Genomic DNA, 18,148 nt, shown 5'->3' with positions numbered 1-18,148 from the left:
CGCCGCCGCGACGACGAGTACCGGCGCTTCTGACTCATGAAAAGGACCGCGGCCGGCGCCCGGGGAAGGCGCGCCGGCCGCGGCGTGGATCACGGGCTCGCGGCTACTCGGCGCCGACGCCGAGGTAGGTGCGGAGCTTCTCGTCCTCGAACATCTCCTGCGCCTCGCGCTCGGGCGTGAGGAGCGAGGCGATGATGCCGACCGCGAACGCCGCCGTCATCGAGAAGATCGCAGGGTTCTTCATCGGGAAGATGGCGTGCTCGAACTTGAACACGTCGACCCAGACCGTCTTCGAGAGCACGATCATCGCGCACGAGCTGATCGCGCCGACGAGGATCGACCAGACCGCGCCCCAGGTCGTGAAGCGCTTCCACACGATCGACATGAGGAGGGCGGGGAAGTTCGCGCTGGCGGCGATCGCGAAGGCGAGGCCCACCATGAACGCGACGTTCTGGCCCTTGAAGAGGATACCGAGGCCGACCGCCACCACGCCGAACACGATGGTCGCGATCTTCGCGGCCTTCACCTGCTCCTCCTCCGTCGCCTTCCCGCCCTTGATCACGTTCACGTAGATGTCGTGGGAGTAGGCGGAGGCGCCGGCGAGGGTGAGGCCGGCCACGACGGCGAGGATGGTCGCGAAGGCGACCGCGGCGATGAAGCCGAGGAACGCCGTGCCGCCGAGGAGCTCGGCGACGAGCGGCGCGGCCATGTTGCCGCCGCCGTCGATGCCGGAGATGAACTTGCGGCCGCCCGGCGTGAGCACCGCGGCGCCGAAGCCGACGATCGGGATGATCACGTAGAAGTAGCCGATGAGGCCGGTGGCGTAGAGCACCGACTTCCGGGCGGCCTTCGCGTCCGGCACCGTGTAGAAGCGCATCAGGATGTGCGGCAGGCCGAGGAGGCCGAACATCAGCGCGAGGCCGAGCGAGACGGCCTCGATCGGGCTCGCCACGATGCCGCCCGGCTCGAGCGCGGTCTGGCCGTACTTCTCGACGACCGCGGCGTAGAGGTTGCCCGGGTTGAAGTTGAACTTCGCGAGCACGAGGACGGTCAGGAGCGACACGCCGAAGAGCAGCAGGCCGGCCTTGATGATCTGCACCCAGGTCGTCGCGAGCATGCCGCCGAAGAGCACGTAGGCGAGCATCACCACGCCGACGATGAGCTCGGCGTACTCGTACTTGAGCCCGAACATGAGCTGGATGAGCGCGCCGGAGCCGACCATCTGGGCGATGGTGTAGAAGAGCACCGTCAGGATGCCGCCGATCGCCGCGGCGATGCGGACCGGCTTCTGCTTCAGCCGGAACGCCACCACGTCGGCGAAGGTGAACTTGCCGAGGTTCCGGAGCGGCTCGGCGACGAGGAACATGAGCGCGGGCCAGCCGACGAGCCAGCCGGTCGCGTAGATCATGCCGTCGTAGCCCTTCAGCGCCACCATGCCGGAGATGCCGAGGAACGACGCGGCGGACATGTAGTCGCCCGCGAGCGCGAACCCGTTCTGCAGCGCGGAGACGCTGCGGCCGGCGGCGTAGAACTCGGAGGAGGTCTTCGTCTTGCGGGCCGCCCAGTAGGTGATGACGAGCGTCACCGCGACGATCATGAAGAAGAAGAGGATGGACATCATCGACGGGGAGCCGAGCGACGTCTGCATCGACTCACCGGCGGCCGCGGGGGCGGCCTGCGTGAGGAGGAGGGCCTGGATCGCGCCGATCGAGGTCATTGGTATTCCTGTCGGTGAAGGGGGCTACCGGAGCTGCGAGCGGATCCGCTCGACTTCGGGGTCGTAGGACTTGTTGGCCCACGCCACGTAGAAGGCGGTGAGCACGAAGGCGATCACGATCGCCGCCAGGCCGAGCGGGATCGCGAGGGTCGTGACCTCGCCGATCTTGGTGTTGACGAGCGTCTTGTTCGTCGCGACGAGCAGGATGAAGCCGTAGTAGCTCACGAACAGCAGCGTGAGCAGGACGAGGCTGACCTTCCAGCGCTTGGACACGAGCGCCTTGAACTCGGGCGACGCGATCACCTCGTGCGCGGAACGGGTGCTGCGATCCTTCAGCGGGCTGACCGCGGGTTTCGACATGAACGCTCTCCTCCGGGATACGTGAAATTTGAGGCGTGGGATGTGGTCATAGCAGATCGATTTGCGCGGTGAACAGCCGCACGCGCCAAAGTTGCGCAACAAATTGCCCCGGAGCGGTCCAATACCCGCTCCTGGAGCCCGCATGAATCGCTGGATGCAATCAATGCGCGCAAGACATGCGCAAGGACGAAAAGAGAGCGTAACGCAATCAATGCGCGCAAGCGCTGCGCTCGGCGGGTCCGGAACGCCAAGGCGCTGCGGAGATCATCGGGGTGGCGCGAGGCCGCAGGGCGGCGTTGCCTGCCGAGCGGCGCCCCGTTAGCGTCGGCGGGTGGATCCCATCGTCCGTGCGAGCGAGCTACCCCTCGGCCACCTGCTTCCCGTCTGGAGCGTCGCCCCGTTCGCGCTCGTGCTCGCCGGGATCGCGATCCTGCCGCTCGCGGCGGGGCGCTTCTGGGAGCACAACCGCAACAAGCTGCTCTTCAGCGCGCTCCTCGGCGTACCCGTCGTCGCGCTGGTCGCGCGCCTCGACGGCGGCGCCGTCGCGCACGCGGCGCACGAGTACGTCGCGTTCATGGCGCTGCTCGGCGCCCTCTACGTGATCTCGGGCGGGATCGTGGTGCGCGGCACGCTCTCGGGGACCCCCGGGCTCAACGCCGCGCTGCTCGGCGCGGGCGCGGCGCTCGCCTCGCTCGTCGGCACGACCGGCGCGTCGATGCTGCTCGTGCGGCCCCTGCTGCGCGCGAACTCGGTGCGGCGCGGCAAGGCCCACGTCTTCGTGTTCTTCATCTTCGTCGTCGCGAACGCGGGCGGGCTGCTCACGCCGCTCGGCGATCCGCCCCTCTTCCTCGGGTTCCTCCGCGGCGTCCCGTTCACGTGGACCCTGCGCCTGTGGCGCGAGTGGGCGTTCGTCGTCGGCGCGCTGCTCCTCGTGTTCTACGTGGTCGACTCCACCCTCTTCCGGCGCGAGGACCTCGCCACCCCCGGCGACCTCGACGAGCTCGCCGAGGCCCACCGCGTTCCGCTGCACGTCGCCGGGGCGCACAACGCGCTCTGGCTCGCCGCCATCGTGGGGGTGCTGGTCGTGGCGGGCACGCTCGCGCCGCCGCCCGGGGTCGCGGAGGCCGCGCTCGCCGGCGTCGCCGCGCTCGCGTGGGTCACGACGCCGGCCGCGCTCCGCCGGGAGAACCGCTTCTCGTGGGGGCCCATCCTCGAGGTGGCGGCGCTCTTCGCGGGCATCTTCGCCACCATGATCCCGGCGCTCGCGATCCTGAACGCCCGCGGCGCCGAGCTCGGCCTCGCGGAGCCCTGGCAGTACTTCTGGGCCACGGGCGCGCTCTCCTCGGTCCTCGACAACGCGCCGACCTACCTCACCTTCGCCTCCGCGGCGAGCGCGGTCGTCGGGACCGACGCCGGCGATCTCTCGCAGCTCGTGGCGCACGCGCGCGGGGCCGGGCTGCTCCGCGCCGTCTCGCTCGGCGCCGTGCTCATGGGCGCCGCCACGTACATCGGCAACGGCCCCAACTTCATGGTGAAGACCATCGCGGAGGAGGGGGGCGTGCGTATGCCGAGCTTCTTCGGGTACCTCGCCTGGAGCGCCGCGGTCCTGCTGCCCATCCTCGCGGCGATGAGCTGGCTGTTCCTCATGTGACGGCCGACCGGCCCAGAGGGAGATAAGCTCTCCTCGGAGGGACCCCGCGCCGCCCCCGGCGCCGGGCGGCCGCGCGATGAAGCTCGCCATCCTCGCCGATGTCCACGCGAACCTCGAGGCGCTCACCGCCTGCCTCGACCACGCGCGCGCGGCGGGCGCCGAGGCGTTCGCCTTCGTGGGCGATCTCGTGGGGTACGGGGCGGACCCGGCGGCGGTCCTCGACGTCGTCCGGTCCCACGCGGAGTCGGGCGCGGTGGTGGTGCGCGGCAACCACGACGCCGCGGTGGTCTCGCCCGGGGCCGAGACGATGCACCGCGTCGCGGAGGAGGCGATCGCGTGGACCCGCACCCGGCTCGACGAGCGCCACCAGGCGTTCCTCGCGAGCCTGCCGCTCCTCGTCCGCCGCGGCGACCTCGTGTTCGTGCACGCGAGCGCCGATCGCCCCGCGGACTGGACCTACGTGACGGACCCGCTGCACGCCGCCGCGAGCCTGCGCGCGGCGGGCACGCACTACGTCTTCTCCGGGCACGTCCACGAGCCGGTCCTCTACTACACCGCCCTCGCCGAGCGCCCGATCGCGTTCCAGCCGGTCCCGGGCGTGGCCATCCCCGTCCCGCCCCGGCGCCAGTGGCTCGCGATCGTCGGGTCGTGCGGTCAGCCACGCGACGGGAACACCGCGGCGTGCTATGCGCTCCTCGACCTGGAGCGCGAGCGGCTCGCGTTCCAGCGCGTGCCGTACGACTGGGCGACGGCCGCCGCGAAGATCCGCGCGGCGGGCCTGCCGGAGCGGCTCGCGGCGCGGCTCGAGCGGGGAGAGTGAACGTGGGCGCGCTCCTCGATCGCGGGACGGAGATCGACGGCTTCCGCGTGGAGGAGCAGGTCCACGCGGGCGGGATGGCGGTGCTCTACCGGGTCACCAGCCCGGGCGCCGAGTTCCCGCTCCTCATGAAGGTCCCCCGGCTGGGGCCGGGGGAGCCTGCCTCGAGCGTCATCTCCTTCGAGGTCGAGCAGACGGTGCTCGCGGCGCTCAAGGGGCCCCACGTGCCGCGCTTCGTCGCGGCGCGGGACGACGCCGAGCGGCCGTTCCTCGTCATGGAGCGGATCGAGGGGCGCTCCCTCGCGGAGTGGGCGGAGCGCGCGCCGCTCCCGCCGGAGGAGGTGGCGCAGCTCGGGGCGGCCGTCGCGACCGCGCTCCACGCGCTGCACCTCCAGGACGCCATCCACCTCGACCTGAAGCCTTCGAACGTGATGATCCGGCCGGGCGGCGAGGCGGTCCTCATCGACTTCGGGCTCGCGCACCACGGGCACTACCCGGACCTCCTCGCCGAGGAGTACCGGCGGCCGATCGGCTCGGCGCCGTACATCGCGCCCGAGCAGGTGCTCGGGGTCCGCTGCGATCCGCGCAGCGACGTGTTCGCCCTCGGCGCGGTGCTGTACGAGCTCGCCACGGGGGAGACGCCGTTCGGCTCCCCGACCACCCCCGCCACGCTCCGCAAGCGGCTCTGGCGCGATCCGGTGCCTCCGCGCGCCATCGTGCCCGCGGTCCCCGAGTGGCTCCAGGAGGTGATCCTCCACTGCCTCGAGCCGGACGCGTCGGCCCGCTACCCGACGGCCGCGCAGGTCGCGTTCGACCTCGCGCACCCCGCCGACGTCGCGGTGGGCGAGCGCGGCCTCCGGCGCCGCCGGGCGGGCACCGGACAGGTCGTGCGCCGCTGGTTCAAGGCGATCGGCTTCGAGCCGCCGCCCTGCCCCCAGCCCTCGGCGTACGCCGCCGGCGGCTCGATCGTGCTCGCCGCCCTCGCGACCGCGCGCGCGGACCCGGCGCAGACGGACGCGATCCGCGAGGCGGTCCGCCGCGTGCTCGCGGCGGGGGACCACACGCGCCTCGCGGTCGTGACGGTGATCCCGCCCACGCCCGACCTCGGCGGCACGGCGCCGGAGGACACCGCGACCGCCCAGCGGCTCAAGCACCGGGTCCTGCTCCGCCACTGGGCCGAGCCGCTCAAGCTCCCGGGGACGCAGCTCTCCTTCCACGTGCTCGAGGCGAGCGACGCGGCGGCGGCGCTGCTCGAGTACGCTCGCGTGAACGCCGTGGATCACATCGTGATCGGCGCACCGCCGCGCGACGTCCCCCTGCGCGGGATGCTGGGCGCGGTCGCGACGCGGGTGGCGCCGGACGCGGCGCCGGAGCCGCTGCAGCTCCTGCGGCTCCTCGGGACGGTCTCGACGAAGGTCGCGGCCGAGGCGCCCTGCACGGTGACGCTGGTCCGGCCGCGCGCGCCCGGGGCGTGACGGGCTTCGTCTATCTAGACACGACCTTCGAGACCAGCCAGACCACGACGCCGAGGCCGACGAGCGCGGCGACCATGAGCGCGAGCGTCGAGCCGGACACCTGCATCTGGCCGACCGCCTCCGTGCCGGTGGCCTCGTTGGCGCGGGCGAGCGCGGAGACGGAGAGGGCGACGACGGCGGCCGCGCTGCGGAGCGGGGTGGCGGAGTTCATTGCGGTCCCGGGCGCGCGACGCCGCGCGCGAGGGCGCGCGGGCGCACGAAGTGAGTGGAAGGGGAGGGAGAGAGGAACGCCCCCGCGCCGCGGCGCGGCGCGGGGGCGCGGGGGACGTCAGGTGTGATGGATGTCGCGGTCCTTCGTCTCCGGCATGAAGAGCGAGCCGAGGACGGCGGTCATGAGCGCTGCGATGATCGGGTACCAGAGGCCGTAGTAGATGTCGCCCGTGGCGGCCACCATCGCGAACGCGATGGTCGGCAGGAAGCCGCCGAACCAGCCGTTGCCGATGTGGTACGGCAGCGACATCGAGGTGTAGCGGATGCGCGCCGGGAAGAGCTCGACGAGCCAGGCCGCGATCGGCGCGTACACCATCGTCACGTACAGCGCGAGGAGGAAGAGCAGGAACACGACCATCGGCGTGTTCACCTTGCTCATGTCGGCCTTGGCCGGATAGCCGGCGGCCTTCACCGCGTCGCCCAGCTGCTTGTCGAAGGCCGCCGCCTGGGTCTTGAACTCGGCGGGAGGCAGGGTCCGCCCGTCGAAGCTCTTGATCTCCGTGCCGCCGATCTTGACGGACGCGGGCGTGCCCGGCGCCGCCTGCTCGTTGCGGTAGGGGATGTACTTCTTCGCGAGCCAGCTCTTCGCGATGTCGCAGGACGTGTTGAACTTCGCCTTGCCGATCGGGTCGAACTGGAAGCTGCAGTCGGCGGGGTCGGAGACGACCGTGATCGGGTTCGCCTCGGCGGCCTGGAAGATGGCGGGGTTCGCGGCCTTGGTGAGCCCCTTGAAGATCGGGAAGTAGGTCGCGGCGGCGATGACGCAGCCCGCCATGATGATCCACTTGCGGCCGATCTTGTCGGAGAGCGCGCCGAAGACGATGAAGAACGGCGTGGCGAGGATGAGGGCGCCGGCGACCATGAGGTTCGCCGCCATCGCCTCGACCTTCAGCGTCTGGGTGAGGAAGAACAGCTCGTAGAACATGCCCGTGTACCAGACCACCGCCTGGCCCACGACGCCGCCGAACAACACCATCAGCACGATCTTGAGGTTGTTCCAGCGGAAGAACGACTCGGTGATCGGCGCCTTCGAGCCCTTGCCCTCAGCCTTCATCCGCTTGAACACCGGCGACTCCTGCAGCTGGAGCCGGATGTACACGGAGATGGCGAGCAGGAGGGCGGAGAGGATGAACGGGATGCGCCAGCCCCACTCCTCGAACTTCGGGCCCATCGAGGCGCGCGTGCCGAGGATCACGAGCAGGGACAGGAAGAGGCCCACCGTGGCGGTCGTCTGGATCCAGCTCGTGAACAGGCCGCGCTTGCCCTTGGGAGCGTGCTCCGCCACGTAGGTCGCCGCGCCGCCGTACTCGCCGCCGAGCGCGAGGCCCTGCATGAGGCGCAGGCCGATGAGGATGGTCGGCGCTGCCATGCCGATCGTCGCGTAGGACGGCAGGAGACCCACGATCGTGGTCGAGAGGCCCATGATCAGGATCGTGATGAGGAAGGTGTACTTGCGGCCGATCAGGTCGCCGAGGCGCCCGAACACGATGGCGCCGAACGGGCGGACGGCGAAGCCCGCGGCGAAGGCGAGGAGGGCGAAGATGAAGGCGCTCGTCTCGTTGAGCGCGCCGAAGAACTGCTTGGAGATGATCGCCGCGAGAGAGCCGTAAAGATAGAAGTCGTACCACTCGAAGACGGTGCCGAGCGACGACGCGAAGATGACTCTCTTCTCGTCGCGAGTGATGCCGACAGCCTTGGGAGGTTCGCTCGGCGGCTGTGGGGCGGTGACCGGTGCGATCGCCATGGGTACTCCTCTACGCGCGGTTAAGAATGGTGAATGGCCGGGCAGCGTGTTCAGGCGTACCACACGCAGATCGTGCATGGCAATGGGCAACGCACGTATTGCGCGCAAAAAGTCGACCTAAGCGCACAACCCGCGTCGGGCCTGTTCTGTCGAGTAATTCAGCGGACTTGGACCCGTCGGGGCTCGCGGTGGTTGCGCGCTGCGTCGTAGGATGGAACCTAACGCGGGGGTATTTCGCGAAATGACGCAAGACAAGCGCGAGGCCTACTGGAGGGCGAACCTGCGCTCAATCGCCGGAGTGCTCGCGATCTGGGCGGCCGCGTCCTTCGGGGCCGGGATCCTCCTCGCGGATCGGCTCGACGCGTTCCGGCTGTTCGGGTTCCCGCTCGGCTTCTGGTTCGCGACCCAGGGCGCGATGCTCGTATTCGTGGCGCTCGTATTCGTCTACGTTCGGTGGATGAACGCGCTCGACCGGCGGTTCGGCGTGTACGAGGAGTGACCCCGCCGTCGCTGGGAGGATGGGATGGGCCCGATCGGCTGGACGTGGGTGCTCGTCGCCGCCTCGTTCGGCCTCTATGCGGGCATCGCCCTCTACACGCGGGCGCGCTCCCTCGCCGACTACTACGTCGCGGATCGCGCCGTTCACCCGGTGGTGAGCGGGATGGCCACCGGCGCGGACTGGATGTCCGCCGCGTCGTTCATGTCGATGGCGGGCATCCTCGCCTTCACCGGCCGCGACGGCTCCGCCTACCTGATGGGCTGGACGGGCGGGTACGTCCTGCTCGCGGTGCTGCTCGCGCCGTACCTCCGCAAGTACGGCAAGTACACGGTCCCGCAGTTCGTGGGCGACCGTTACTACTCGCGCTCCGCGCGCGCGGTGGCCACGGTCTGCGCGCTCGTCGTGTCGTTCACCTACGTGGCCGCGCAGGTGCGCGGGGTCGGCATCGTGCTGGCGCGCTTCCTCGAGCTCCCCATCGGCGCCGGCGTCGTGATCGCCCTCGCGATCGTGTTCTTCTACGCGGTGCTCGGCGGGATGAAGGGCATCACCTACGTCCAGGTGGCGCAGTACCTCGTGCTCATCGTCGCCTTCCTCGTGCCGGCGGTGCTCGTGTCGCGGCTGCTCACCGGGAACCCGATCCCGGCGCTCGGGCTGGGCGGCCGCCTCACGGAGGGCGGCGCTGCGCTCCTCGGCGTCACGCCCGGGCGCCACCTGCTCGACGCGCTCGACGCGGTCGGCGCCGACCTCGGCCTCGGGCGGTTCACGGCGGGCGCGCGGCCACGCCTCGACGTCGTCGCGACCACGGCGGCCCTCATGATCGGCACCGCCGGCCTGCCGCACATCATCATCCGCTTCTTCACCGTCCCGAAGATCCGCGACGCGCGCGCGTCGGCCGGCTGGGCGCTCCTGTTCATCGCGGTCCTCTACACGGCCGCGCCCGCGGTGGCCGCCTTCGGCCGCGGCCTCCTCGTCGCGACCGTGGAGGGCGTGCCGCACACGGAGGCGCCGAGCTGGTTCCGCGCCTGGGAGCAGACCGGGCTCGTCGCCTGGACGGATCGGAACGGCGACGGCCGCATGCAGCTCTCGGGGGATCCGGCCCGGAACGAGGTGCGCGTCGACGGCGACGTGATCGTGCTCGCGCACCCGGAGATGGCGCGCCTCCCGGCCTGGGTGGTCGGCCTCGTCGCCGCCGGCGCGCTCGCGGCCGGCCTCTCCACCGCCGCCGGGCTGCTGCTCGTGATCGCGGCGGGGTTCTCGCACGATCTCGTCCGCGGCGTCGCCGCGCCGCGCCTCTCGGATCGCGCCGAGCTCGGGTGGGCGCGCGGGGCCGCCGCCGCCGCTGCGCTCGGGGCGGGCTACTTCGCGCTCAGGCCGCCGGGCTCGGTCGCGGAGGTGGTCGCGATCGCCTTCGGCCTCGCCGCGTCGTCCTTCTTCCCGGTCCTCGTGCTCGGGATCTTCTGGCGCCGGGCCACGCGCGAGGGCGCGATCGCCGGGATGGCCGCGGGGCTCCTCGTGACTTCCGCGTACGTCCTGTGGTTCCGGCACCTGCACCCGGAGCTCAACGGGCCCGAGCACTGGTGGCTCGGGATCTCGCCGGAGGGGATCGGCGCGCTCGGGACGCTCGTGAACGCGGCGGTCCTCACCGTCGTCTCGCTCGCGACGCCGGCCCCGCCGCGCGAGGTCCAGGAGCTCGTCGCCTCGCTGCGCTACCCCCGCGAGCCCGCGCCGGCCCGCGCGGCCGCGTCCTCCCGGGCGCGCTGACGGAGCCAAGCGTGCCGGTCGATCCCGCCGCCTTCCTGCGCGCGACCCCGCCCTTCGACGGCCTGCCAGCGCCGCTCCTCGCCGCGGCGACCGCCGCGCTCGACGAGGTCTCCCGGCCCGCCGGTACGCGGCTCGTCCGCGCCGGCGGCACGCCGTTCGAGCACCTCTGGATCATCCGCGCCGGCGTCGTGCGGCTCGAGCGCGACGGGCGGACGATGCAGGTCCTCGAGGAGGGCGAGGTGTTCGGGTACACCTCGCTCCTCACCGGCACGGCGCCGCTCGACGTCGTGGTCGAGGAGGACCTCGTCGCCTACCGGCTGCCCGCCGCGGAGTTCCGGCGCCTGCTCGCCGACGCCCGCTTCGCGGGCCACTTCGCCACGGGGCTGGGGGAGCGGCTCCGGCGCAGCCTCGAGCTCGCGCCCGCGCACGAGGGGCCGCCGGAGCTCGCCCAGCCGGTCGAGCAGCTCGTCTCCGGCCCGGCCGCCTGGGTGAGCGAGGACGCCACCGTCGGCGACGCGGCGCGGGTGATGCGCGCGCGGGGGATCTCCTCGGTCCTCGTGCGCGGAGCTCCGCCCGGCATCGTGACCGATCGCGACTTCCGCGGCCGCGTGCTCGCCGAGGGGCTCGGGCCGGAGACGCCCGTCGCCGGGGTGGCGACCCGTCCGCTGCGCGAGATCGCCGCCGGCACGCCGGTGCACGCCGCCTGGACGGCGCTCCTCGACGCAGGCGTCCACCACCTGCCGGTCGTCCGCGACGGCGACGTCATCGGGGTCGTCACCTCGACGGACCTCCTGCGCTGCGCCGCGCCCGGCCCCATGGCGGTCCTCCGCCGGGTCGAGGGGCTCGCCTCGCGCGCCGCCTTGCCGGGCTACGCCGCGATGGTCGCGCGCATGGCGGCCTCGCTCCATGCGGGTGGGCTGGACGCGCTCGCCATCGCCGCGCTCGTCGCCCGGCTCAACGACGCGCTCGTGCGCCGCATCCTCGCCTGGGGCGAGCACGATCTCGGGCCCGCGCCCGCTCCCTACGCCTGGCTCGCGCTCGGGTCGGAGGGGCGGCGCGAGCAGACGCTCCTCACCGACCAGGACAACGCCATCGTCTTCGCCGACGCGGGCGCCGAGGAGCGCGCCTGGTTCGTGAACCTCGCGGAGCGCGCCAACGCGGACCTCGAGGCGGCCGGGTTCCCGCGCTGCCGCGGCGACGTGATGGCGCGGAGCTGGAACGGGACGCTCTCCGAGTGGCGGTCGCGCGTGGCGGGCTGGCTCGACGCCCCCACTCCGCGCGCGCTGCTCGACGCGGCGACGTTCGCGGATCACCGCGCGGTGGCGGGCGCGCTCGACGTGGCGCCGCTCGGGGACGCTGTCCTCGCGGCCGTCGATCGGCCGCCGTTCCTGCGCTTCCTCGCGCGCGCCGCGCTGGACTTCCACCCGCCCGCGGCGCTCACGCTTCGCCTGCGAGCGGCCGCCGCCATCGATCTCAAGAAGGCCGGCATCGCGCCGGTGGTCTTCCTCGCCCGGGCCTACGGCCTCGAGGCGCGCGCGCCGGCCCGCGCGACCGTGGACCGGCTCGACGCGGCGGTCCGCGCGGGGCTCGTCGACGAGCGCGTGGGCGTGGCCGCCGCGGAGGCCTTCCGCGTCCTGCTCGGGCTCCGCCTGCGCGAGCAGCTCCGCGCGGCCGGGGAGCGCCGCGAGCCGGAGGACACGCTCCAGCTCGCGACGCTCTCCGCGGTGGAGCGCAGCCGGGTGAAGGACGCGTTCCGGGCGGTGCGCGCGCTGCAGGACGCGGGCGAGCACCACTTTCATACGAGGTTCTGATCTCACGGGGACTGCGTCCCCGCCCCAGCGGCAGAGCCGCTGGGGCCCCACCCCTGCTCGGCGGGGCCCGTGAACCTGCGCGCCCGCTGTCGCGGGTGCGCGCAGGTTCCCCGCCGGGAGGGGCTTCGCCCCTCCCCGCGCGTTGCGCGGGGCCCCTCCCGCGGTCGCGGGGCCCGTGACCCGTGCCCGCTGTCGCGGGTGCGCGCAGGTTCCCCGCCGGGAGGGGCTTCGCCCTCCCCGCGCGATGCGCGGGCTCCTCCCGCGGTGTCCACGAGTGAGCAGATCGGCGCTCAGGCGGGCCGCGCGGGCCCCGCCGCCGGCGCGGCGGCGCGCCGGCCGAGGAACAGGAGCGCGAAGGCGAGCGCCGCGATCTCGAGGGCCGCCGCCCAGACGAAGAGGGGCGCCGCGGAGCCGTAGCGGTCGTAGCCGGCGCCCGCGAGCTGGTAGCCGAAGGCGTTCCCCGCGCCGAACACGATCGCGGAGAAGAGCGCCTGGCCGGAGGCGCGGAGCCGCGGGGGCACGAGCTCCGCCATGGCGTCCATCGCCGCGCCCCAGAACAGGCCGAAGCTGAGCCCGTGCAGGAGCTGGAGCGCCACGATCGCGCCCGCCGACTCCGCGCGCGAGACGAGCGCCCAGCGCACGGCGCTGCCGAGGAACGCCACCGCGAGGAGGCGCCGCAGCGAGTGGCGGCGCTCGAGCCGCGGGAAGACGAGCAGCGCCGCGATCTCCGCGACCACGCCGGCGGCCATGCCGAGCCCCGTCACGTCCGACGGCAGGCCGCGGTCGCGCACGAGCACGCCGAAGAGGAGGTGGTACGGCGCGCAGGCCGCCCAGTGGAGCGCGCAGGCGGCGAGGAAGAGCAGGAGCCGGCGGTCCCTGACGAGCTGCCCGAGGTCCGCGAGGCCGGGGCGGGCGCCGGGGTGGGGCGGCGCAGCCGGGACGGTGCGCGCCACGAGCGCGTAGCCGGCGACGCCGCAGGCGACGAGCGCCGGGACGAGCACGTCGCCCGGGCGATCGCCCCGGAGCGCGAGCGCGCGCCCCACGCCGAGCGCGAGGGCGACGAACCCGAGCGATCCGAAGAGGCGCAGGCCCGTGTAGGAGGTCCCGGGCCGCGCGCGCGTCCACTCGAGCGACACGGAGTCGACGAGCGGCACCACCGCGCGCTCGCCGAGCGCCTGCACGAGGAGCACCGCGCCGACGGCGAGCGGCGAGCGCACGAGGGGGAGCAGCACGGCGGCGGACACGGCGACGAGCGCCGCGCGGCGCAGGGCGCGCGCCGGCGATCCGCGCCGGTCTGCCCAGCTCGCCCACGAGATCGCCACCGCGGGCGCCGCGAGCGAGGGGAGCATCTGGACCGTGCCGATCTGCTCGCCGGTGTAGCCGAGGCCGCGCAGATAGGCCGCGAAGTACGGCAGGTTCGTGCCGACCGTGCCGTAGTAGAGGAAGTAGAAGAGGCGAAGGCGCGCCGCGGGGACCATCTGTTATCTTCGGCTTTACCATGGACTCCGAACGCGCTGGCGCCCTCGAAGCCCTCCGGGTCGCCGCCCGCCGCCCTTACCGGGAGGCGCTCCGCGAGGCCGCCGCGATCCTGCAGCGTCTCCCCCGCTACACCGGCGTGTACCTCTACGTCCTGCGCGGCGGGGTGCTGGAGCTCGACGCGTTCGCCGGCCGCGACACGCCGCACGTCCGCATCCCGGTGGGCGAGGGGCTCTGCGGGCTGTCCGCGCGCACGAAGGACGTCGTGCTCGTGGACGACGTCGCCGCCGATCCGCGCTACCTCGCGTGCAACCTCGAGACGCGCTCCGAGATCGTGTTCCCCATCCTCCGCGGCGAGCGCTACCTCGCCCAGATCGACGTGGACTCGGATCACCCGGGTGCCTTCGGCGCCGAGGACCGGACGTTCCTCGCCGAGGTCGCCGCGATCCTCGAGCCGGTCTTCCCCTGAGGCGCGCGATGGGCGACGTCGTCGGCATGGTGCTGTGCGCCGGGCTGGGCACGCGGCTCCGGCCCCTCACCGCGCGGGTGGCGAAGCCGGGGGTGCCGGTGTGCGGCGTGCCGCTCGTGCGCTGGTCGCTCGCGCTCCTCGCCGGCGCCGGCGTGCGGCGCGCCGTCGTGAACGTCCACCACCTGCCGGACGGGATGGCGGCGGCGGCCGGGGAGGCGGCACGCGCGCTCGGCATGGCGCTCGCCGTCTCGCGCGAGCCGGTCATCGCCGGCACCGGCGGCGCGCTGCGCGAGGCGCGCGCTCACCTCGCCGGCGCGGACGCGATCGTGCTCGTGAACGGCGACGTGCTCTTCGACGTCGACGTCGCTGCGGCGCTCGCGGAGCACCGCGCCTCGGGCGCGCTCGCCACGATGGTGCTGCTCCCCATGCCCGCCGGCGCGCGCTACGCGTCGGTCGAGACGGACGCGGGCGGCGCAGTCCGGCGCATCGCGGGGGCGTTCGGGCCGGGCGGCGAGGGGCTCGCGCCCTGGCACTTCTCCGGCGTGCACGTGCTCTCTCCGGCGCTCCTCGACCGCGTCCCCGCCGCGCCGTTCGAGCGCGACATCAACCGGCACGTGTACCCGCCGCTCATGGCGTCGGGGGCGGTGCGCGGCCGCGTCGTCGCGGGGTACTGGAACGATCTCGGCACGCCGGCGCGCTACCTCGAGGCGACCTTGGACGTGCTCGCCGGGCGCGTGCCGCTCGCGCGCTTTCCGGGCGCGGACCCGTTCTCCGGGACGCGCGAGGTCGCGCCGGGGGTCCACGCGGCGGCGGGGGCGCGGCTCGACCCGCGCGCGCGGCTCGCGGGGCCGACGCTCGTCTGCGCGGGCGCCGCCGTCGGCGCGGGGGCGGAGGTGGGCCCTCGCGCGGTGATCGGTCCGGGCGCGTCGGTCCCGGGGGGCGCGACGGTCCGCGAGGGGATCGTGTGGGAGGGGACGGAGCTCGCCCCGGGCGAGCGGCTCGAGGGCGCGATCGCGGTGGGGAAGGATCGGGTCGGCACGCGGGAGTAGCCGGCCGGCCGCGGCGCGCTACCGGCTGACGGCCACGAGCACGCAGGTGATGTTGTCCACCCCGCCCGCCTGGTTCGCCGCGTCGACCAGCGTCTGCGCGGCGCGCTTCAGGTCGCCGTGGCTGGCGCGGATGATGTCGCCGATGTGCGGGTCGGGCACCATCCCGGAGAGCCCGTCGCAGCAGAGCAGCACCACGTCGCCGTCGCGCAGCTCCTCCCGGACGAGATCGACCTCGACGAGCGGCTTCATCCCGAGCGCCCGGACGATGACGTTCTTGTGCGGGAACGTCTCGGCCTCCGCGGGCGTGAGCTTGCGCTGGCGCAGGTAGTCGTTGAGGAGCGAGTGGTCCTCGGTGAGCTGGCGCACCTGCCCGGCGCGGTACAGGTAGGCGCGGCTGTCGCCGACGTGCCCGACGAGGAGCGTCTCGCCGCCCTTCGGGAAGCTCGCCGCCACGAGCGTCGTGCCCATCCCGTGGAGCTTCGCGTCGGTCTGGGCGCGCTCGTGGATCCGCACGTTCGCGAGCTTCACCGCGGTGAGGAGCCGGTTCTCGTCCTGGCTGCGCGCCGGGTCGAGCTTGAACGGCCAGGTCGCCTCGTCGTCGCGACCGGTCAGCCGGAAGAACTCGGCCATCTCCTCGACGGCGAGCCGCGCGGCGACCTCGCCCGAGGCGTGGCCCCCCATCCCGTCGGCGACGCAGTAGAGCTGCTCCTCCGGGAGGAGCAGGTAGGCGTCCTCGTTGTGGGCCCGCTTACGTCCGACGTCGGTGATGCCCGCGTGGCTGAGCCGCATGGTGGAGGTCTCCGGCGCAGGGTATCACGGTACGACGAGGGCGATCCCGGGTCCCGTGGCCACCCGCACCCGCGCCCGCGCTTCGTACAGGTCGCCGTCCACCGTGAAGCGGATCCCGTCGCCCTCCGCGACGAGCTCGCGCGCGACCTCGTCCTGCGCCAGCGCGCGGCGCCAGGGCGCGCCGCGCCGGATGCGCGGGAGCGAGAGCGCGAGCGGGAGCAGCCCCGCGGTGAGCCCGATCGCGTGGAACGAGCCGGGCTGCTCGGCGCAGCGCGCGAAGGCCTTGAAGCCGAACCCGATGTCCGGCGTCGCGCCGGCCACGAGCGCGAGGTACGGCACGTCGGGCCACTCGTCGCCGTCGGTGACCACCCGCAGCCGCTGGCGCCGCACCAGCGCCTCGGCGAACGGGCCGCCCGCGATCGCGGAGCCGATGGCGCGCAGCACCAGGGCCGCGGCGGTCGCGGGCGAGGTGCGGCCGGTGGCGTAGTACGCCTCGAGGAAGGCCACCACCGCGCCCGTGCCGAAGATGAACCCGTACATGGGCGGCCCGTCGTCGGCGGAGACGGCGAGGAGGTCCCGCTCGACCGTGCGCAGCGGGTGACCGGCGCGCCGCCTGACCAGCACCTCCCGCAGGATCCGCTCGGGGCGCCCGCGGATGTGGTGCCCGTGGGCGACGGTGTTCATCGAGCCGCCGCGCAGGGGCAGGAGCCGCGGGAGCGGCGCCCCGCCGTAGGCGCGCGCGAACGCGGTGAGCACCACGTGCGCCGTGCCGTCGCCCCCGTTCACGCCGAGGACGTCGATCCCGGCCGCGCGGAAGCGCGCGACGGCCCGGGCGAGCTCGGCGGGCGTGGAGGCGTCGATCACCTCGCCGTCGTCCCCGAGCAGCGCGCGAAGCCGGCCGGCGATGCGGGGGTCGCGCCGGTTGCGCCGCGACCGCGGGTTGTTCACGATCCCGATGCCGCCCATGCCGACCCTGCCCTCCGTCGACCCGCCCTTCCAGATCGTCCTCGTGGCGCCGCAGATCCCGCCGAACACCGGCAACGTCGCGCGGACCTGCGCCGTGACCGGCGCGGCGCTCCACCTCGTCGGGCCGCTCGGGTTCTCGCTCGACGAGAAGCAGCTGCGCCGGGCCGGGCTCGACTACTGGCCGGAGGTCGCCCCTGCGATCTACCCGGACTGGAGCGACTTTGAGGCCCGGACGCTCCGCGGTCAAATCGAAAAGCTGCACCTCTTCACGGCCCGCGCGGAGCGGGGCCTGTTCGAGGTGCGCTTCGCTCCGGGTGACTTCCTCGTCCTCGGCCAGGAGCAGCTCGGGCTCCCGCCGGCGCTGCTCGCCGCTTGGCCCGAGCGGCAGGTGGGGATCCCGATGCGCGAGGGCATGCGCAGCCTGAACCTCGCGGTGGCGGCGGGAGTGGCGCTGTACGCGGCGCTGGCGTCCGTTCGCGGAGCGTGACCCGCGGGTGTAACATGCCCCGCCCATGAGCTTGCTCGACGCGCCCGGCGATCTCTCGCGGACGCCGCTCGCCGCCGTGCTGGTCGAGGCGCGCGAGCGCCGCGCGAGCGGCGTGCTCGAGATCGCGCACGGAGGCGGCACCTCGCGGCTGTGGTTCCACGACGGGGCGCCGGTGGGCGCCCAGGTGTTCGTCGGCTTCCGGCCGCTCGGGCACATGCTCCTCGCCGCCGGCGTCATCGACATCGACGCGCTGTCGCTCAGCCTGGTGCGCATGGCCGAGACGCGCCGGCCGCACGGCGAGATCCTGGTGGCGATGGGCGCGGCCTCGCGGGAGCAGGTCGAGCACGCGCTCGAGGAGCAGCAGGCGGGGTACGTCGCCCAGCTCGCGGCGCTGCCCGCCGGGCCGTTCGCGTTCGAGGCGAGCGCCGCGGTGCCGGAGTGGACGCGCGCCGGCCTCCTCTCGCCGCTGCGCGTCCTCGCCGACGCGCTCGCGGCGCCGCAGGCGGCGGACCTCGTGAGCGTCACGCTGCGCGCCGCGGAGGCGGGCGCGAAGCTCGCGGACGTCTACGCGGACGCCGAGCCGGAGCTGGCGCGCGGGCTCGCCGCGGCCGAGCGCAGGCTCGTCGCGCGGCTCGCCGCGCCGCTCCCGCTCGACGCCTACCTCGCCGCGTCCGAGGTGCCGCCGGAGCGCGCCCTCGCGCTCCTCGCGGCGCTGCTCCTCCTCGACCTCGCGGCGCCGGCGACGGCGGGGGAGCGGACGGTGCCCACGCTCGTGCTCGAGTCGCCGCCCGGAGCCGACGGCGCGGG

Annotated in this window: 17 protein-coding genes; 10 read left to right on the top strand and 7 right to left on the bottom strand. The window is 73.7% G+C overall.

Translation table 11 applies throughout. The features are described from left to right. Positions 1 to 103 precede the first annotated feature (103 nt). Both MNZ29_RS19845 and MNZ29_RS19840 read right to left on the bottom strand, forming a co-directional pair. On the bottom strand, positions 104 to 1,717 hold the full coding sequence (locus tag MNZ29_RS19845) for a sodium/solute symporter (protein WP_242340534.1): 1,614 nt from the start codon (positions 1,715 to 1,717) through the stop codon (positions 104 to 106). A gap of 24 nt (positions 1,718 to 1,741) precedes the next feature. Further along, on the bottom strand, positions 1,742 to 2,077 hold the full coding sequence (locus MNZ29_RS19840) for a DUF485 domain-containing protein (RefSeq protein ID WP_242340533.1): 336 nt from the start codon (positions 2,075 to 2,077) through the stop codon (positions 1,742 to 1,744). Positions 2,078 to 2,408: 331 nt separating this feature from the next. Here MNZ29_RS19840 and MNZ29_RS19835 point away from each other — a divergent pair, with 331 nt between their 5' ends. The 3 genes from MNZ29_RS19835 (at position 2,409) to MNZ29_RS19825 (ending at position 6,020) form a co-directional block, all read left to right on the top strand. Next, the gene (locus MNZ29_RS19835) at positions 2,409 to 3,728 is read left to right on the top strand and encodes a sodium:proton antiporter (protein ID WP_242356439.1); all 1,320 of its coding nucleotides are present in this window, start codon (positions 2,409 to 2,411) and stop codon (positions 3,726 to 3,728) included. Between the two features lie 76 nt (positions 3,729 to 3,804). Beyond that, positions 3,805 to 4,548 (top strand): metallophosphoesterase, encoded by a 744-nt coding sequence (locus MNZ29_RS19830; RefSeq protein ID WP_242340531.1) that lies wholly within the window; start codon positions 3,805 to 3,807, stop codon positions 4,546 to 4,548. Positions 4,549 to 4,550: 2 nt separating this feature from the next. Next, positions 4,551 to 6,020 (top strand): bifunctional serine/threonine-protein kinase/universal stress protein, encoded by a 1,470-nt coding sequence (locus tag MNZ29_RS19825; protein WP_242356437.1) that lies wholly within the window; start codon positions 4,551 to 4,553, stop codon positions 6,018 to 6,020. A gap of 10 nt (positions 6,021 to 6,030) precedes the next feature. On the opposite strand, the gene MNZ29_RS19820 is transcribed toward MNZ29_RS19825, so the two are convergent. Beyond that, complete coding sequence (locus tag MNZ29_RS19820; protein WP_242340529.1) at positions 6,031 to 6,231, bottom strand: hypothetical protein; 201 nt, start codon at positions 6,229 to 6,231, stop codon at positions 6,031 to 6,033. A gap of 117 nt (positions 6,232 to 6,348) precedes the next feature. Next, positions 6,349 to 8,034, bottom strand: a complete 1,686-nt coding sequence (locus MNZ29_RS19815; protein WP_242340528.1) for an MFS transporter — start codon at positions 8,032 to 8,034, stop codon at positions 6,349 to 6,351. A 241-nt stretch (positions 8,035 to 8,275) separates the two neighbouring features. On the opposite strand from MNZ29_RS19815, the gene MNZ29_RS19810 reads away from it, so the two are divergent. The 3 genes from MNZ29_RS19810 to MNZ29_RS19800 are packed head-to-tail and all read left to right on the top strand — an operon-like array spanning position 8,276 to position 12,105. Then, complete coding sequence (locus MNZ29_RS19810; RefSeq protein WP_242340527.1) at positions 8,276 to 8,533, top strand: DUF4212 domain-containing protein; 258 nt, start codon at positions 8,276 to 8,278, stop codon at positions 8,531 to 8,533. 24 nt (positions 8,534 to 8,557) lie between these two features. Then, positions 8,558 to 10,294 (top strand): sodium:solute symporter family protein, encoded by a 1,737-nt coding sequence (locus MNZ29_RS19805; RefSeq protein ID WP_242340526.1) that lies wholly within the window; start codon positions 8,558 to 8,560, stop codon positions 10,292 to 10,294. An 11-nt stretch (positions 10,295 to 10,305) separates the two neighbouring features. Continuing rightward, entirely contained in the window at positions 10,306 to 12,105 is a 1,800-nt protein-coding gene (locus MNZ29_RS19800; protein WP_242356436.1) for a DUF294 nucleotidyltransferase-like domain-containing protein, read from the top strand. Positions 12,106 to 12,395: 290 nt separating this feature from the next. Here the strand turns inward: MNZ29_RS19800 and MNZ29_RS19795 are convergent, their stop codons facing one another. Next, a complete protein-coding gene (locus tag MNZ29_RS19795) occupies positions 12,396 to 13,583 on the bottom strand; it encodes an MFS transporter (RefSeq protein WP_242356434.1) in 1,188 nt (395 codons plus the stop codon). Between the two features lie 20 nt (positions 13,584 to 13,603). Here MNZ29_RS19795 and MNZ29_RS19790 point away from each other — a divergent pair, with 20 nt between their 5' ends. Together MNZ29_RS19790 and MNZ29_RS19785 are read left to right on the top strand one after the other, a co-directional pair. Beyond that, positions 13,604 to 14,050, top strand: a complete 447-nt coding sequence (locus MNZ29_RS19790; protein ID WP_242340523.1) for a GAF domain-containing protein — start codon at positions 13,604 to 13,606, stop codon at positions 14,048 to 14,050. Between the two features lie 8 nt (positions 14,051 to 14,058). Beyond that, a complete protein-coding gene (locus tag MNZ29_RS19785; RefSeq protein WP_242356432.1) occupies positions 14,059 to 15,099 on the top strand; it encodes a nucleotidyltransferase family protein in 1,041 nt (346 codons plus the stop codon). Between the two features lie 18 nt (positions 15,100 to 15,117). Here MNZ29_RS19785 and MNZ29_RS19780 read toward each other — a convergent pair whose 3' ends face one another. Both MNZ29_RS19780 and MNZ29_RS19775 read right to left on the bottom strand, forming a co-directional pair. Next, the gene (locus tag MNZ29_RS19780; RefSeq protein WP_242340521.1) at positions 15,118 to 15,888 is read right to left on the bottom strand and encodes a Stp1/IreP family PP2C-type Ser/Thr phosphatase; all 771 of its coding nucleotides are present in this window, start codon (positions 15,886 to 15,888) and stop codon (positions 15,118 to 15,120) included. Between the two features lie 24 nt (positions 15,889 to 15,912). After that, on the bottom strand, positions 15,913 to 16,854 hold the full coding sequence (locus MNZ29_RS19775) for a diacylglycerol kinase family protein (protein WP_242340520.1): 942 nt from the start codon (positions 16,852 to 16,854) through the stop codon (positions 15,913 to 15,915). On the opposite strand from MNZ29_RS19775, the gene MNZ29_RS19770 reads away from it, so the two are divergent. Together MNZ29_RS19770 and MNZ29_RS19765 are read left to right on the top strand one after the other, a co-directional pair. Beyond that, positions 16,853 to 17,341, top strand: a complete 489-nt coding sequence (locus tag MNZ29_RS19770; protein ID WP_242356430.1) for a tRNA (cytidine(34)-2'-O)-methyltransferase — start codon at positions 16,853 to 16,855, stop codon at positions 17,339 to 17,341. The two genes, MNZ29_RS19775 and MNZ29_RS19770, sit on opposite strands and share 2 nt — an antisense overlap. Before the next feature lie 25 nt (positions 17,342 to 17,366). Continuing rightward, on the top strand, positions 17,367 to 18,148 hold a 782-nt coding region (locus tag MNZ29_RS19765; protein WP_242356428.1), incomplete at its 3' end, for a DUF4388 domain-containing protein.

The sequence above is a fragment of the Anaeromyxobacter sp. SG64 genome, from assembly GCF_022690745.1.
Classification (GTDB): Bacteria; Myxococcota; Myxococcia; order Myxococcales; family Anaeromyxobacteraceae; genus Anaeromyxobacter; species Anaeromyxobacter soli.
Note: the sequence above shows the minus strand (reverse complement) of the source record. Positions and strands in the feature narration are given on the sequence as shown.

Bases quoted from the DNA above. Each gene is read 5' to 3' on its own strand.
- MNZ29_RS19845 (WP_242340534.1), bottom strand. From the start codon at position 1,717: ATGACCTCGATCGGCGCGATCCAGGCCCTCCTCCTCACGCAGGCCGCC.
- MNZ29_RS19780 (WP_242340521.1), bottom strand. From the start codon at position 15,888: ATGCGGCTCAGCCACGCGGGCATCACCGACGTCGGACGTAAGCGGGCC.
- MNZ29_RS19795 (WP_242356434.1), bottom strand. From the start codon at position 13,583: ATGGTCCCCGCGGCGCGCCTTCGCCTCTTCTACTTCCTCTACTACGGC.
- MNZ29_RS19805 (WP_242340526.1), top strand. From the start codon at position 8,558: ATGGGCCCGATCGGCTGGACGTGGGTGCTCGTCGCCGCCTCGTTCGGC.
- MNZ29_RS19840 (WP_242340533.1), bottom strand. From the start codon at position 2,077: ATGTCGAAACCCGCGGTCAGCCCGCTGAAGGATCGCAGCACCCGTTCC.
- MNZ29_RS19815 (WP_242340528.1), bottom strand. From the start codon at position 8,034: ATGGCGATCGCACCGGTCACCGCCCCACAGCCGCCGAGCGAACCTCCC.
- MNZ29_RS19790 (WP_242340523.1), top strand. From the start codon at position 13,604: ATGGACTCCGAACGCGCTGGCGCCCTCGAAGCCCTCCGGGTCGCCGCC.
- MNZ29_RS19830 (WP_242340531.1), top strand. From the start codon at position 3,805: ATGAAGCTCGCCATCCTCGCCGATGTCCACGCGAACCTCGAGGCGCTC.
- MNZ29_RS19770 (WP_242356430.1), top strand. From the start codon at position 16,853: ATGCCGACCCTGCCCTCCGTCGACCCGCCCTTCCAGATCGTCCTCGTG.
- MNZ29_RS19810 (WP_242340527.1), top strand. From the start codon at position 8,276: ATGACGCAAGACAAGCGCGAGGCCTACTGGAGGGCGAACCTGCGCTCA.
- MNZ29_RS19820 (WP_242340529.1), bottom strand. From the start codon at position 6,231: ATGAACTCCGCCACCCCGCTCCGCAGCGCGGCCGCCGTCGTCGCCCTC.
- MNZ29_RS19775 (WP_242340520.1), bottom strand. From the start codon at position 16,854: ATGGGCGGCATCGGGATCGTGAACAACCCGCGGTCGCGGCGCAACCGG.
- MNZ29_RS19785 (WP_242356432.1), top strand. From the start codon at position 14,059: ATGGGCGACGTCGTCGGCATGGTGCTGTGCGCCGGGCTGGGCACGCGG.